General features: G+C 65.5%; 15 protein-coding genes. 4 read left to right on the top strand and 11 right to left on the bottom strand.

All coding sequences use genetic code 11. The features are described 5' to 3' along the window. Positions 1 to 21: 21 nt before the first annotated feature. The 10 genes from flgK to flgB all read right to left on the bottom strand — a co-directional run bounded on the left by flgK (position 22) and on the right by flgB (position 8,609). Entirely contained in the window at positions 22 to 1,389 is a 1,368-nt protein-coding gene (gene flgK, locus EL191_RS01195; protein WP_013713384.1) for a flagellar hook-associated protein FlgK, read from the bottom strand. Between the two features lie 3 nt (positions 1,390 to 1,392). Continuing rightward, positions 1,393 to 2,517 (bottom strand): lytic transglycosylase domain-containing protein, encoded by a 1,125-nt coding sequence (locus EL191_RS01190; protein ID WP_041975935.1) that lies wholly within the window; start codon positions 2,515 to 2,517, stop codon positions 1,393 to 1,395. Positions 2,518 to 2,520: 3 nt separating this feature from the next. Then, positions 2,521 to 3,615, bottom strand: a complete 1,095-nt coding sequence (locus tag EL191_RS01185; RefSeq protein WP_013713382.1) for a flagellar basal body P-ring protein FlgI — start codon at positions 3,613 to 3,615, stop codon at positions 2,521 to 2,523. A gap of 10 nt (positions 3,616 to 3,625) precedes the next feature. Continuing rightward, positions 3,626 to 4,288, bottom strand: coding sequence for a flagellar basal body L-ring protein FlgH (gene flgH, locus EL191_RS01180; RefSeq protein ID WP_026041921.1), 663 nt, complete (start codon positions 4,286 to 4,288; stop codon positions 3,626 to 3,628). Positions 4,289 to 4,293: 5 nt separating this feature from the next. Beyond that, positions 4,294 to 5,079: a flagellar basal-body rod protein FlgG gene (flgG, locus tag EL191_RS01175; protein ID WP_013713380.1), complete on the bottom strand. Its 786-nt coding sequence runs from the start codon at positions 5,077 to 5,079 to the stop codon at positions 4,294 to 4,296. A 103-nt stretch (positions 5,080 to 5,182) separates the two neighbouring features. Then, a complete protein-coding gene (locus EL191_RS01170) occupies positions 5,183 to 5,914 on the bottom strand; it encodes a flagellar basal body rod protein FlgF (RefSeq protein WP_013713379.1) in 732 nt (243 codons plus the stop codon). 9 nt (positions 5,915 to 5,923) lie between these two features. Further along, the gene (gene flgE, locus EL191_RS01165; protein ID WP_041975933.1) at positions 5,924 to 7,111 is read right to left on the bottom strand and encodes a flagellar hook protein FlgE; all 1,188 of its coding nucleotides are present in this window, start codon (positions 7,109 to 7,111) and stop codon (positions 5,924 to 5,926) included. Between the two features lie 36 nt (positions 7,112 to 7,147). Continuing rightward, the gene (gene flgD, locus EL191_RS01160) at positions 7,148 to 7,825 is read right to left on the bottom strand and encodes a flagellar hook assembly protein FlgD (protein WP_013713377.1); all 678 of its coding nucleotides are present in this window, start codon (positions 7,823 to 7,825) and stop codon (positions 7,148 to 7,150) included. Continuing rightward, entirely contained in the window at positions 7,825 to 8,253 is a 429-nt protein-coding gene (gene flgC, locus EL191_RS01155) for a flagellar basal body rod protein FlgC (protein ID WP_013713376.1), read from the bottom strand. The genes flgD and flgC overlap by 1 nt, the downstream gene beginning before the upstream one ends. Positions 8,254 to 8,255: 2 nt before the next feature. Continuing rightward, positions 8,256 to 8,609 (bottom strand): flagellar basal body rod protein FlgB, encoded by a 354-nt coding sequence (gene flgB, locus EL191_RS01150; RefSeq protein ID WP_026041920.1) that lies wholly within the window; start codon positions 8,607 to 8,609, stop codon positions 8,256 to 8,258. A 192-nt stretch (positions 8,610 to 8,801) separates the two neighbouring features. On the opposite strand from flgB, the gene flgA reads away from it, so the two are divergent. After that, on the top strand, positions 8,802 to 9,506 hold the full coding sequence (gene flgA / locus EL191_RS01145; RefSeq protein WP_041975931.1) for a flagellar basal body P-ring formation chaperone FlgA: 705 nt from the start codon (positions 8,802 to 8,804) through the stop codon (positions 9,504 to 9,506). Positions 9,507 to 9,628: 122 nt separating this feature from the next. Here the strand turns inward: flgA and glcC are convergent, their stop codons facing one another. Beyond that, positions 9,629 to 10,402 (bottom strand): transcriptional regulator GlcC, encoded by a 774-nt coding sequence (gene glcC, locus EL191_RS01140; protein WP_013713373.1) that lies wholly within the window; start codon positions 10,400 to 10,402, stop codon positions 9,629 to 9,631. A 239-nt stretch (positions 10,403 to 10,641) separates the two neighbouring features. Here glcC and glcD point away from each other — a divergent pair, with 239 nt between their 5' ends. Genes glcD through glcF form a run of 3 tightly spaced genes read left to right on the top strand, consistent with a single transcriptional unit; the run spans position 10,642 to position 14,417 of the window. Continuing rightward, entirely contained in the window at positions 10,642 to 12,141 is a 1,500-nt protein-coding gene (gene glcD, locus EL191_RS01135) for a glycolate oxidase subunit GlcD (protein ID WP_041975929.1), read from the top strand. Beyond that, positions 12,141 to 13,196, top strand: a complete 1,056-nt coding sequence (gene glcE / locus EL191_RS01130) for a glycolate oxidase subunit GlcE (protein WP_041975927.1) — start codon at positions 12,141 to 12,143, stop codon at positions 13,194 to 13,196. Before glcD ends, glcE begins: the two co-directional genes overlap by 1 nt. 3 nt (positions 13,197 to 13,199) lie before the next feature. Then, complete coding sequence (glcF, locus tag EL191_RS01125; RefSeq protein WP_041975925.1) at positions 13,200 to 14,417, top strand: glycolate oxidase subunit GlcF; 1,218 nt, start codon at positions 13,200 to 13,202, stop codon at positions 14,415 to 14,417. Positions 14,418 to 14,472 lie beyond the last annotated feature (55 nt).

The following is a 14,472-nucleotide window of genomic DNA, read 5'->3' as shown; positions in this document are numbered from 1 at the left end:
CTGAGTCTCTCTGAAACCGCGTCAGAACGCGGAAAGCATGTCGTCGAACAACTGGTTGGCGGTGCTGATGACCTTCATGTTGGCCTGGTAGGCCTGCTGGTAGGTCATCAGGTTGACCGCCTCCTCGTCCAGGCTCACGGCGCTGACGCTGTCACGTTGCGACTGGGCCTGCTGGGTCACGGCAGTGGCGGACTTGAGGTCGGCCTGATTCTGCCGGCTGTTGCTGGCGACCTGGCCAAGCAGGCCGGCATAGGCATCGTTGAGCGTCACCTGGCTACCGTTCAGGGTGATGGTCTGGTTCTTCAGCCCGAGCAGGCTCAGCAGCACTTCGTTGTTGCCGGTTTCCCCGGCAGCCGAGGACAGCGCCAATTGCTCGGCGGTCAGAGGCTCGACCCGCAGCAGCGCGGTGGTGCTGGTGGGGTCATAGGCGAATAGCGGCTGGCCCGGGTTGCCATTGAGGTCGAAGCCAGTGGCGAGCACGTCGTTGACCATCTGCGCCAGCTGGCTGGCCATGTCATGCAGCGCCTCCAGGTTCGGCCGCAAGCTGCCGTACTCGACGTCGTGGAGGCCGCCGAAGGCACCGCCGAAACCATCCTGACGCAGCGGGAAACTGGTGCCGGCGAACGCCAGGCTGACTTCCTGCTCGCCGCTCGCCGTCATCGCCACCTTGAGCTGCCCGGCAGTGGCACCGGCCACCAGCGGCTGCCCGTTGGCCAGGGCGACGCTGACCGAGCCGTCCGGCGTTTCGTTGATACGCAGCTTGGCGAACTGGGTGAGCTGGCCGATCAGGCTCTCGCGCTGGTCGCGCAGCGCGGTGCTGTCACCCTTGACCGACTCGGTCTCGACGATCTTCTTGTTCAGCAGCGCGATGTTCTCGGTCAGGCCGTTGATCTCGGTGGCCATGGCGGTGCGCTGCTCCTGCAGCGCCTTGACCTGCGCGTCGATGTTGCTGCTCAGGCCGTTGAAGCGCTGCGCCAGGTTGCCGGCCTCGCCGATGATCTGCTGGCGCAGGGCGATGGAGCCGGGCGTGGCGCTGGCTTCGCTCAAGGCCGCGAAGAACTGGTCGAGGCCCGCGCTGATGCTCGAACCGGTACCGGACATCAGCGCTTCCAGCGCGGTCAGGTACTGCTGCGAGGCACTGTAGAAGTTCTGCTCGGTGGTCGCGCGCCACAGCTGCTGGTTATGAAATTCGTTGGTCATGCGGCGAATGCTGATCACCTCGACACCGCCGCCGACGCTCAGTCCACCCTGCCCGGCCAGCGACCCGGTGATGGTCTGCAGGCGGCTGAAGCCCGGCGTCTTGACGTTGGCGATGTTCTGCCCGGTGGTGGCCAGGGCCACCTGGCTGGCACGCACACCGCTATAGGCGATCTGGTTGAGGATGCTCACGAATTAACTCTCCTGTCGCTCGAAGCGCATCGGCTGAGCGAAGGCTGCCAGACGTGGCGCACGGGCGTTGTCAGCAGCGAATTGGGCTGTTCCAGAGGACAGAGCGACGGAATCGGCGGTGGACTTAAATTCATCACGCGCCAACGCCTGCTTGCCGGCGACGGCGCCGAGCAGCAGGCCGCTGTCGGCACTCAGGGCGCTGGCCAGTTGCTGGCGGGTCTGCGCGCTTAGGGGGCTGCTGGCCTGAGCATCGTCCTTGACCGGCATCTCGGTCTTGGCCAGGTCGCCAAGAATCTTGCGCGTGTAGTCACGGGTTTCCTGAAAGGGGATGCGCTCGATCCAGGCGCCGGTGGCGATCTCGCCGCTGCGCGGGTCGCCGTTGACCTTGAGCCACTCGTCGACGCGACCAGGGCCGGCGTTGTAGGCCGCCAGCGCCAACGCCTGGTGGCCGTCGTAACGCTGCAGCATCTTGTCCAGGTAGGCACTGCCCAGGCGCTTGTTGTAGGCGGCGTCGCTTGTCAGGCGGGCTTCGCTGAATGGCAGGCCGAGCTCGGCGGCCATTTCCCGCGCGGTTTCCGGCATCAGTTGCATGAGGCCGCGCGCGCCCTTGGGCGATACCGCGTCGATGCGACCGGCCGACTCCTGCTGGATGACGCGATCGACCAGGGCGACGAAGCCAGCCGAGCCCTTGTCCCAGACCTTGCCGAGGCTGTCGATGCCGCGCTGCCAGGTGCTGCGCAGCGGCTCCAGTAGGCTGCTACCGGGGCGCTGCGGTAGCTCGGCGGAGCGGGCAGCAGCGGCGGCGGCGTCCATGTCCACCGTGCCATCGCCAGCACCGGACAATTGCTTGACCAGCATGTCGGCGATGCCGGTCTGCTTGCGCCCGGCCAGGGTCTCGGCCAGCACTTCGTCGTAGAAGTCACGCATGGTGTCCATCTCGCGACTGCGCATCGGGTTACCTTCGGCGAGCACGTCGCTGGCCTTGCGCATCTGCTTGAGGATCTGCTGCAGGAACAAGGCCTCGAACTGCTCGGCTGCAGCCTGCAGTTGCTGCTCGCGGGCGGTGCCGATACCGTCGGCGCTGCCGCGGTGGCTGTTCATGTGTTGGGCGAGGGAAACGATGCTCATGGCTCAGATCACGATCAGTTCAGCGTTGAGGGCACCGGCCTGTTCCAGCGCCTGGAGGATGCTCATGACATCGTCCGGGGTAGCGCCGAGGCTGTTCACGGTGTTGATGATGCTGTCCAGGCTGGCGCCGTCGGGCCACTTGAACATGGCGTTCTTGTCCTGGCTGACGGCCACGTCGGAGCGCGGTACTACGGCAGTCTGGCCGCCGGAGAAGGCGTTGGGCTGGCTGACCTGCGGGTTCTCGCTGATGGTCACGGTCAAGGTGCCGTGGGCCACGGCAGCAGCCTTGACCCGTACGCCCTGACCGACCACCACGGTACCGGTGCGGCTGTTGAACACCACCTTCGGTCGCTCACGACCTTCTTCCACTTCGAGCCCCTCCAACATGGCCATAAAGCCGATGCGCTGGGTGCTGGTAATCGGCGCGCGGATGGCGATCTTGGTCGAATTCAGGGCGCTGGCAGTGCCGCTGCCGAAGCGGCCGTTGACCGCCTCGACTACCTTGGCAGCGGTCTGGAAGCTGGGCTGGCGCAGGTTGAGCATGACCTCGTCACGGGTACTGAAATCGCTGGGGATCATCCGCTCGACGGTGGCGCCATTGGGCACGCGGCCGCTGTTGGCGGAGTTGATCGCCACGCTGGAGCCGCTCTGCCCGGTGGCATTGAGGCCGCCGACGACCACGGCGCCCTGGGCCAGGGCATAGGTTTCGCCATCGACACCCTGCAAAGGCGTCATCAGCAACTGGCCGCCACGCAGGCTCTTGGCATCGCCCAGCGAGGCGACGGTGACATCGACGCTCTGCCCCGGACTGTAGGACGGCGGAATCTCCGCCGTGACGGTCACCGCGGCGACGTTCTTCAGCTTGGGATCGACGTTCGGCGGCAGATTGATGCCGAACTGCTTGATCATGTTGGCCACCGACTGGCTGGTGAAGCGCACCTGGTTCTTGTCGCCGGTGCCGTCCAGGCCAACCACCAGGCCATAGCCGATCAGCTGGTTGCCACGGATGCCTTCGATATCCACCAGGTCCATCAGCGGTACGGCCTTGGTCGACAGTGGCCAGCCCAGGAGCAGGGCGACGAGTGAGCGTTTGATCATGATCCAGGCCTCAGAGCGGGAACAGCGGGCTGGTGAAGAAGCGCGTCAGCCAGCCTGCCGAGTTGCTGTCATTGAGCACGCCACGGCCTGCATAGGAAATCCGTGCGTTGGCCACGTTCTGCGAGGACACCTGGTTGGCACGGTTGATGTCGTCCATGCGCACCAGGCCGACCAGGCGGATGTACTCGTCGCCCTGGTTCAGGCGCAGGGCCTTCTCACCCTTGATCAGCAGGGTGCCGTTGGGCAGCACCTGATGCACGGTCACGGCGATGGAGCCGCGCAAGGTGTTCTGCTGCGAGCTGCGCGCCGAACCATTGAAATCGCGCTCGGCCGAGGCGGAGCTTTCCAGGCGGTCGTAGGTCTTGCCCAGCACCGTCGGAATACCGATGGCAGCATTGGCGGTCTTGCCGAAGCTGGTGCCGGCGCTCTTGCTCGACTGGGTGGACTCGTCGAGCACCACGGTGAGGATGTCGCCGACCCGTACTGCGCGCTTGTCGCCGATCAGCGAGCCGCTGTAGCCACTGCGAAACAGGCCGCCGCCGGTGGTCGGTGGCACGCTGTAGTCCAGTGCCAGCGGCTCGTAGTGGCTGGAGTCCTCGTCGGGCAGCATCTCGTTGAAGCTGGCGCAGCCGCCGAGGAGCAGAAGCAGAGCGAGCGGGAGCAGGCGGGTCATGGCGATCACACGGTCTGGTTGAGGAACTGCTGCATGCCCGACGCGGCATCGAGCACCTTGGCGTTGGCCTCGTAGGCACGCTGGATGGAGATCATCGCCACCATGGCCTCGACCACCTGCACGTTGGAGCCTTCCAGCACGCCCTGCTTGAGGTTGCCCAGGCCATCGGCGCCCGGTACGCCCTCGACCGGCTCGCCGCTGGCCACGGTTTCGCGGTAGAGGTTGCCACCGAGCGCCTCAAGGCCGCCCGGGTTGGTGAAGTTGACCAGGGTGATCTGGCCCAGCTCCGAAGGCAGGGTGTCGCCGGCCAGTACGGCGGTGACGATGCCGTCGCTGCCCACAGTGAAGCGGCTGCTACCGGCCGGCACTTCGATGGCCGGGGTCAGTGGCAGGCCCTGGGAGTTGACGATCATGCCTTCGGCGTTGAGCTGCAGCTGGCCGTTCTCGGTGTAGTAGATATCGCCGTTGGGCGCTTCCACTTGGAAGAAACCGGCGCCGATGATCGCCAGGTCCATCGGCTGGCCGGTGGTCTGGATGCTGCCTTCGGTGAACACTTTCTGCGTACCGGCTACGCGCACGCCACTGCCGAGCTGGATGCCCGACGGCACGGTGTTGACCTCGTCGGCCTGCGCGCCAGGCTGCAGTTCGATGGCGTAGAACAGGTCCTCGAACACCACGCGGTCGCTCTTGAAACCGTTGGTATTGACGTTGGCCAGGTTGTTGGCCACGGCGCTCATGGCCTTGTCCTGGGCGGCCAGACCGGTCTTGCTGACCCAAAGTGCGGAACTCATATCGTGTCTCCTGTTACCTGTAGCCCGGATGCAATCCGGGGAAATCGTTCCCGGATTGCATCCGGGCTACTCGTCGTGTTCGGTCACCCTACAATCGGAATGCTCAACCGCCGCGGATCATCCGGTTGCCGGCATCGGACAGGTCTTCGGCAGCCTTCATCATCTTCACCTGGGTTTCGAACAGGCGGTTCAGGCTCATGGTCGCCACCAGCTGATCGATGGCACCGACGTTGCTGGCTTCCAGGTAGCCGGACGCCAGCACCGGCGCATCCAGGCCTTCGGCCGGCTGGCCATCGATGCGCGTCAGCAGGCCGCTGGCATCCTTGGTCAGGTCGGCGGCGTCGACGTCGACCACGCGGATGCGATCCACTTCGGCGGTGACGAAATCGCCACGCGGGATCACCGAAACGGTGCCGTCACGGCCGATGTGCAGGCTGTCGTACTCGGGCAGCACAATGGGGCCACCCTCGCCCAGCACGGCGCGGCCATTGAGGGTCAGGCGCAGCTCGGCATCGACCTGCAGCGCACCGTTGCGGGTGTAGCGCTCGGCGCCGTCATCGCCTTCGACGGCGAACAGACCACGGCCCTGGATCGCCACGTCGAGGTCACGACCGGTGGCCATCAGCTCGCCGGGCGCCAGGTTGACGCCGTTGTTCTTGACCCGCGCCAGGTGCCGGCTGTCGTAGCCGTAACCCTCGACGGCCACGGCCTGGGCCTGCTCCAGGTCGGCCCGGAAGCCGGGCGTGTTGACGTTGGCCAGGTTGTTGGCGCGTACCGTGAGCGAGCTCATGGTGCGACTGGCAGCGGTCATTGCGGTGTAACCGAGACGGTCCATGGGTCAGCCTCAGATCGCGCCGAACAGCACTTGGGTGAGTTCCTTGTTGGTGGTCAGCACCTTGGTGTTGGCCTGGTAGTTGCGCTGGCCCTCCATCAGGCCGACCAGCTGCTGGGTCAGATCGACGTTGGAGTTCTCCAGCGAGCCAGCCACCAGGGCGCCGAATGGGCCGACACCGGGTACACCGATCAGGGCCGCGCCGGAATCGGCGGTTTCCACCCAGGCGGTGCCGCTGACGTTCTTCAGCCCGCCGGCATTGGCGAAGGTAGCCAGCGCCACCTGGCCCTGCAGCATGCGCTGGCCGTTGCTGTAGTTGGCGTAAACCATGCCGTCCTTCTCTACCGAGAGGCCGGTCTGCTCACCCGCTGCATAACCACTGGCACGGTTGGTGGTGACGACGAAGTCGGAGCCGTACTGGCTGGAGTTGCTGTAGTCGATGGCGATGGCCATCGGGTCGACACCGGGCAGGGCGAAGCCGACGTTGACCGGGCCGGCCGGCGCAGTGAGCGTGCCGTTGGTGCCGAAGGTCAGCGCCTGCGGGCCGCCGACAGCGGTGTTGCCCTGGTAATAGCGGACATCCCAGGCGTTGTCGCCGGTCTTGACGAAGTACTGGGTCAGGGTGTGTTCCTTGCCCTGGGAGTCGAAAATCTTGGTGGTGTAGGTGGAGTTGTAGGTGTTCACATCAGCCGGATCGAATGGCGCGGTAGCCGGTACGGTCTGGTTGGAGTCCAGGTTCATGACGAAGGCCAGCGTGTCGGTGGCGCGGGCCGGCAGGTTGGCGGTCTGCAGCTGCAGGTCGCCCATGGCACCTACCTGCAGGTTGCCGGCGGCATCCACCGGGTAACCCTGCAGGGTCTGTCCGGCTGCGTTGACGATGTTGTTGTCCTTATCGGCGCCGAAGACACCGGCACGGGTGTAGCTGACATCACCATTGCCACCGCGGGTGACGAAGAAGCCGCCGCCGGAAATGGCCAGGTCGAGACTGCGCCCGGTGGTCACCAGGGAGCCGCCCTGACTGATGCTCTGGGTGGTCGCCAGCACTTCCACGCCCATCGCCTGGCTGTCGGCGTAGATGCTGCCGAACTCGGTGCGCGAGGACTTGAAGCCGGTGGTACCGGCGTTGGCGATGTTGTGGCTGATGGTATTGAGCTGTTCGTTGACGGCGCTGAGGCCGGTCATGGCGATATTGAAACTCATGGCGACTGGACCTTTGAATTGAACGACTGGGTGGATTCAGAGCAGACCGGCGGTCTGCGCCTGGCCGAATTCGGTGATGTTGTAGAAGGGCACTGAGCCGATGCCGACGACTTCCAGCACCGGCCCCTCGGCGCTGACGCGTACCTGGGTGACACGGCCGGCCACCTCGACCTTGGGGTACTCGCCACTGTCGCTCTTGACCTCGACCTTATAGCTGCCCGGCGCCAGACCAAGGGCCGCGGGGTCCAGCTCGAAGGGCACGCGACCCGGCGACTGGGAGCCCAGGTCGATTTCCTTCTTCACGCCGTTGCTGTCGGTCACCACCAGGGCCAGCTTGCCGGCGGCGTGTTCGAGATTGAGCTCGCCCTTGACCTTGTCCGTGCCCAGCTCCAGCTGCTCGGTGGCGACCTTCACTTCCTGACCGACCAGACCAGCGGCGGTGAGGGTCTGCAGGTTATCCAGCAGCACCAGGTTGCTCTTGCTCAGCGAGGCCATGTTCTCCAGGCTCTTGACCTGGCTCATGGCAGCGAACTGGTTGAGGAACTCGGTGCTGTCCACCGGCTTGGTCGGGTCCTGGTTCTGGATCTGCGCGACCATCAGGGTGAGGAAGTTGTTTTCCAGCTGGGTCGCATCACTGACGTTGACCGACTGCTTGACCGCCTCGTCGATGCTGTAGGCGGGATTGTTCTGGCTGTTGTTGCTGACCGCGGCCATCAGGATTCTCCGAGCTTGAGCAGGCCCTGCTGCATGCTTTTCAGGCGATTGAGCACTTCGACGCTGGTCTCGAAGCTGCGGGTGGCCGACATCATGTCGGTCATTTCCTCGATCTGATCGATGTCGGCGTAGAACACGTAGCCCTTGTCATCGGCCAGCGGGTTGTCCGGCTCGTAACGGCGCACAGGCTCGCGACCGGCGGTGACCACATCGAGCACCTGCACATGGGCGCCGCCCATGCCCACGCCACGGGTCAGCTGATCGTTGTTGTAGACGGCGGCGAAAACCGGCTTGCGCGCCTGGTACACATCCTCGGCGCTGGCCGCGGCCGAGTCGGCGTTGGCCAGGTTGCTGGCCACGGTATTGAGGCGCACGGTCTGCGCGTTCATCGATGAACCGGCAATGCGGTAGATGGAATCGAAAGCCATGGTCAGCGTCCCTCGATGGCCTGTTTCAGGCCGCGGAATTTCATGCTGATGAAGGTCAGGCTGGTCTGGAAATCCATGCTGTTCTTCGAGAACGCGGCCTGTTCCACACTCAGCTCGACGCTGTTGCCGTCCTGCGACGGCTGGGTCGGCACGCGGTACTTGAGGTCGGCACTGCTGGCGGCGAACGCCTGCTGCGGATCGAGCCGCTGCATTTCCCCGGCGAAATCGATATCGCGAGCAAGAAAGCCCGGCGTGTCTTCGTTCGCCAGGTTGGCTGCGAGGATTTCGCTGCGTTGCATGCGCAGTTCCAACGCACGCGAATGCAGGCCCACCACGTCATCAATCCGTATACTCATTCACCGGTACCCTTCACCCAAGGTTGTGCCCAGGTGCCTTGAGCACAAAGCGTGCCCAACCCATAAGAGAGCCGTACTGCATTGATTTATCAGGGATTTAACAGATCGAACGGCGATATTCGCGTCGCCCTCTTTCCGCATCTACGTATCGCCGAAGGGAAAAGCGGAAAGACTTTTTCCGCCTTGGCGTCGGTGCTCTTCCTCTTCTCCGCGCTGACTGTGGATTTGGCACACGCACAGGCAGATGCCGCAGGTCAGATCGACCAGGCCATCGCCACACACATGCAGCAGAAGCTAGCCGAGGAAGCCAAACGCCAGGCCTGGCAGGGGCAGCGCCACAGCCTCAACGTCACCCTGCTCAATAGCGCCGAACGCCTGCCGGTCTGCACACAGGCGCTGAGCGTGGCGGTCAGCAGTGACGATCCCTCCCCCCTCTCACGCCAGCGTCTGGACGTGAGCTGCGCCGATGCTTCCGGCTGGAGCGTCACGGCGCTGGTGCAGGCCAGCGTGTTCCTGCCGGTGGTACATGCCGCGCGGGTGATCGAGCGCGGCCAGACCATCAGCGCCGAGCAACTGCAACTGCAGGAAGTGAACATCGGCAAGGCGCCGAGAGGCTTCTACAACAGCTTCGACGAGGTGGTCGGCCAGGGTGCCAAGCGCCGTGTGCGCGCCGGCCAGCTGATCGCACCGAACCTGCTTACCGCACCGCTGCTGATTCGCCGCGGCCAGCAGGTGACCATCGTCGCCAGCCAGGATGGCATATCCGCCTCGGCCACCGGCGAGGCGCTGGCCAATGGTCGTGAAGGCGAAGTCATCCGCGTGCGCAACCTGGGCAGCCAGAAGGTGATCGAGGCGCAGGTGGTGGAAGATGGCGTGGTCACCAGCATCTTCAGGTAGGGGCCATGCCACGTGGGAGGCGCTTCAGCGGCGAGCGGGTCTGGAGGGCCGCGGCTAAAGCCCCTCCCACAAATATGTAGAGCGAGCATAACCCGCCACCAATGGCCGGCGGGTTCACCGCCCTACGCCCAGCCCTCCAACCGCATGGTCGCGCGCACCAGGCGCTGCTCTTCCTGCTCGATCTCCTGCAGGTTGTCGCGAATGCTGTTGATGTGGTCGCGCGCGGCGCGCTGGGCCTGTTCCGGCAGGCGCTCGATCACTGCATGGTAGAGGCGCGAGTGCTGGCGGTCGATCTGCCGCTTCTGCGCCGGGCGGTGATAGAGGTTGTTCACCGAGGCGAACACGGTGCTGAGCATCAGGTCGGTCAGCGACTGCAGGGTATGCACCAGCACCGGGTTGTGCGAAGCCTCGCAGATGGCCAGGTGGAAGGCATGATCGAGGCGTGCGTGCTCGCGCGGGTCGACCGGATGCTCCTGCGCGTGGGCCGCCAGCATCTCTTCGTAACGCCGGGTCAGCAGGACAAAATCCGCATCGGTGCCACGCAGCGCCGCCAGGCGCGCCGACTCGCCCTCGAGCAGGCCGCGTACTTCCAGCAGGTCATACAGGGTGCGCGGCTGCGAATTGAACAGGTGCATCAGCGGGCTGGCGTCGCGCTCGCCGCTGAGCTTGGCCACCCGTGAATCACGGCCCTGCGCGGTCTCGATGATGCCACGCCCACGCAGCACCTTGAGTCCCTCGCGCAGCGCCGAGCGGGAAATGCCCAGTTTCTCGCACAGGCGCCGCTCCGATGGCAGCGGCTGGCCCACCTTGAGTACGCCATCGACGATCAGCCGCTCGATGCGCTCGGCCACCACGTCACTGACCTGACGTCTTGCAGCGCCCTGATTCGTGTCCATTTCAACCCTCCCTACAACTGGTCGTACCAGCTGACGCGAGCATGCACGTCACATCCGGAAGCTATGATCAAAGCCCATGAGGATAAGCACTTTGCCAAGTTTTGTGTGAAAGGCTGACGAAAGAAACTGGTCCTACCAGCAGCACGGAGGGTGGACGTAAAAATTTAGGCAGCCTAAACATACGGCCCATGGTCGCGGGATGACCGCTTATAAAAACAACGTTCACGATTGAGCCTGCCATGAGCATTCTGTACGACGAGCGCGTCGACGGCGCACTGCCCAAGGTCGACAAGGCCGCGCTGCTGACCGAGTTGCGCCAGCACCTGCCCGACCTCGACATCCTGCACACCCAGGAAGACCTCAAGCCTTACGAGTGCGATGGCCTGTCCGCCTATCGCACCACGCCCATGCTGGTGGTGCTGCCCGAGCGCATCGAGCAGGTGCAGCAGCTGCTCAAGCTCTGCCACGCCCGTGGCGTGCCGGTGGTCGCCCGCGGTGCCGGCACCGGCCTGTCCGGCGGCGCGCTGCCGCTGGAGCAGGGCATCCTGCTGGTGATGGCGCGCTTCAACCAGATTCTCGAGATCAACCGCGAGGGTCGCTTCGCCCGCGTGCAACCTGGCGTGCGCAACCTGGCGATCTCCCAGGCCGCCGCGCCCTTCGACCTGTATTACGCCCCCGACCCATCCTCGCAGATCGCCTGTTCCATCGGCGGCAACGTCGCCGAGAACGCCGGCGGCGTGCACTGCCTGAAGTACGGCCTGACCGTGCACAACCTGCTCAAGGTGGACATCCTCACCGTCGAAGGCGAGTTCATGACCCTCGGCAGCGATGCCCTGGACGCGCCGGGCTTCGACCTGCTGGCGCTGTTCACCGGCTCCGAAGGCATGCTCGGCATCGTCACCGAGGTGACGGTCAAGCTGCTGCCCAAGCCGCAGGTGGCCAAGGTGCTGCTGGCGGCCTTCGACTCGGTGGAAAAGGCCGGCCTCGCCGTGGGTGACATCATCGCCGCCGGCATCATCCCCGGCGGCCTGGAGATGATGGACAACCTGGCGATTCGCGCCGCCGAAGACTTTATTCACGCCGGTTACCCGGTGGAGGCCGAAGCCATCCTGCTCTGCGAGCTGGACGGAGTGGAGGCCGACGTCGCCGACGACTGCGAGCGCGTGCGTGAGGTGCTGGAAAAGGCCGGCGCCACCGACGTGCGCCTGGCCCGCGACGAAGCCGAGCGGGTGAAATTCTGGGCCGGACGCAAGAACGCCTTCCCCGCAGTCGGGCGCATCTCGCCGGACTACTACTGCATGGACGGCACCATCCCGCGCCGCGAGCTGCCCGGTGTTTTGCGCGGCATCGCCGAGCTGTCCGAGGAGTACGGCCTGCGCGTGGCCAACGTGTTCCATGCCGGCGACGGCAACATGCACCCGCTGATCCTCTTCGATGCCAACGTGCCTGGCGAACTGGAGCGCGCCGAAGCCATCGGCGGCAAGATCCTCGAACTCTGCGTCAAGGTCGGCGGCAGCATCACCGGCGAACACGGCGTCGGCCGCGAGAAGATCAACCAGATGTGCGCACAGTTCAACAGCGACGAGATCACTCTGTTCCACGCGGTGAAGGCGGCGTTCGACCCCAGCGGCCTGCTCAATCCGGGCAAGAACATCCCCACCCTGCACCGCTGCGCCGAGTTCGGCGCCATGCACGTGCACCACGGCCAACTGCCCTTCCCGGAACTGGAGCGCTTCTGATGCAGCATGATTTCGATGCCAGCGCCGCGCTGCTGGAACAGGTCAACCACGCGCTCAACAGCGCCACGCCGCTGCGCATCCAGGGCAGCGGCAGCAAGGCCCATCTGGGTCGCGCCACCCCGGGTGAAGTGCTGGACACCCGCCAGCATCGCGGGATCGTCAACTACGACCCCACCGAACTGGTGCTCAGTGCCCGCGCCGGCACGCCGCTGGCCGAGATCGAGGCCGCGCTGGAGGCGAACAACCAGATGTTGCCGTGCGAACCGCCGCATCTGGGCGATGGCGCCACCCTGGGCGGCATGGTTGCCGCCGGGCTGTCCGGCCCGCGCCGCCCCTGGGCCGGCTCGGTGCGTGATCAGGTGCTCGGCACTCGGGTGATCACCGGCCAGGGCAAGCTGCTGCGCTTCGGCGGCGAGGTGATGAAGAACGTCGCCGGCTACGACCTGTCACGCCTGATGGCCGGCAGCTTCGGCTGCCTCGGCCTGCTCGCCGAGGTGTCGATCAAGGTGCTGCCCAAACCGCGCCAGGTGCTCAGCTTGCGCCTGGAAGTGGACGCCCTGCATGCCCTGAACAAACTCGCCGAATGGGGCCAGCAGCCATTGCCGATCAGCGCCGCCAGCCATGACGGTGCTGCGCTGCACCTGCGCCTGGAAGGCGGCGAAGGCTCGGTTCAGGCCGCGCGCCAACGCCTCGGTGGCGAGGAGATCGACAACGGCTACTGGCATGAGCTGCGCGAACAGCGCCTGCCGTTCTTCAGCGCCAGCGGCACGCTGTGGCGCCTGTCGCTGCCGGCCAACAGCGGCATTCTCGATGTGCCCGGCCGCCAGCTGATCGACTGGGGCGGCGCGCAGCGCTGGCTCAAGACCGACGCCGACGGTGAGCTGATCCAGCGCGTCACGGCCAAGCTCGGCGGCCACGCCACCTGCTTCGCTGCCGGCCAGGCACAACCTTTCCAGCCGCTGGCTGCACCGCTGCTGCGCTACCAGCGCCAGCTGAAAAACCAGCTCGACCCCCAGGGCATCTTCAACCCTGGCCGCATGTACGCCGAGGTATAAGACGTGCAGACCAATTTGAGTGAACAGGCCAAGCGCCTGCCGCGCGCCGAGGAAGCCGAACGCATTCTGCGCTCCTGCGTACACTGCGGCTTCTGCAACGCCACGTGCCCGACCTACCAGCTGCTCGGCGACGAGCTGGACGGCCCGCGCGGGCGTATCTACCTGATCAAGCAGATGCTCGAAGGTAACGAAGTCACAGCCAAGACCCAGGAGCACCTGGACCGCTGCCTGACCTGCCGCAACTGCGAAACCACCTGCCCGTCCGGTGTGCAGTACCACAACCTGCTGGATATTGGCCGCGAAGTCGCCGAAAGCCAGGTAGCTCGACCGCTGAACGAGCGCCTGCTGCGCCAGGGCCTGCGCACCGTGGTGCCGCGCCCGGCACTGTTCAAGGCGCTGACCCAGACCGGTCTGGCCCTGCGCCCGCTGCTGCCGGCCGCACTCAAGGCCAAGCTGCCGCGCGAGATTCGCCCGGCCAAGCCGCGCCCGACCACGCAGCACACACGCCGCGTGCTGATGCTCGAAGGCTGCGTGCAACCGGGGCTGTCGCCCAACACCAATGCCGCCAGCGCACGCGTGCTGGATCGCCTCGGCATCAGCGTCACGCCGATCCGCGAAGCCGGCTGCTGCGGCGCCGTGGACTATCACCTCAACGCCCAGGAAGCCGGGGTACAACGCGCCCGGCAGAACATCGACGCCTGGTGGCCAACCATCGAAGCCGGTGCCGAGGCCATCGTGCAGACTGCCAGCGGCTGCGGCGCCTTCGTCAAGGATTACGGCCACCTGCTCGCCAGCGACCCGGCTTATGCGAGCAAGGCAGCGCGGGTCAGCGCCCTGGCCAAGGATCTGGTCGAGGTGCTGCAGGGCGAGGCCCTGGAACAGCTGCAGGTACGTGCCGAGCAGCGCCTGGCCTTCCATTGCCCCTGCACCCTGCAGCATGCGCAGAAGCTCGGCGGCGCGGTGGAAGGCGTACTGACGCGCCTCGGCTTTGGCCTGACCGCCGTGCCGGATAGCCATCTGTGCTGCGGCTCGGCCGGCACCTATTCGCTGACCCAGCCGGAGCTGTCGCGGCAGCTTCGCGATAACAAGTTGAACGCCCTGGAAAGCGGCAAACCGGATGCCATCGTCACCGCCAATATCGGCTGCCAGACCCACCTGGACGGCGCCGGGCGTACGCCGGTGCGCCATTGGATCGAGATCGTCGAGGAGGCGATGGGCTGAAAGCCTGAACCCTCTCCCCCAGCCCTCCTCCCATTTACGGGAGAAGGGAGAAAAA

The organism is Pseudomonas mendocina (genome assembly GCF_900636545.1).
In the GTDB taxonomy this organism is placed as follows: Bacteria; Pseudomonadota; Gammaproteobacteria; order Pseudomonadales; family Pseudomonadaceae; genus Aquipseudomonas; species Aquipseudomonas mendocina.
The sequence above is the reverse complement of the archived record's forward strand: the minus strand, read 5'-3'. Positions and strand labels throughout refer to the sequence as shown.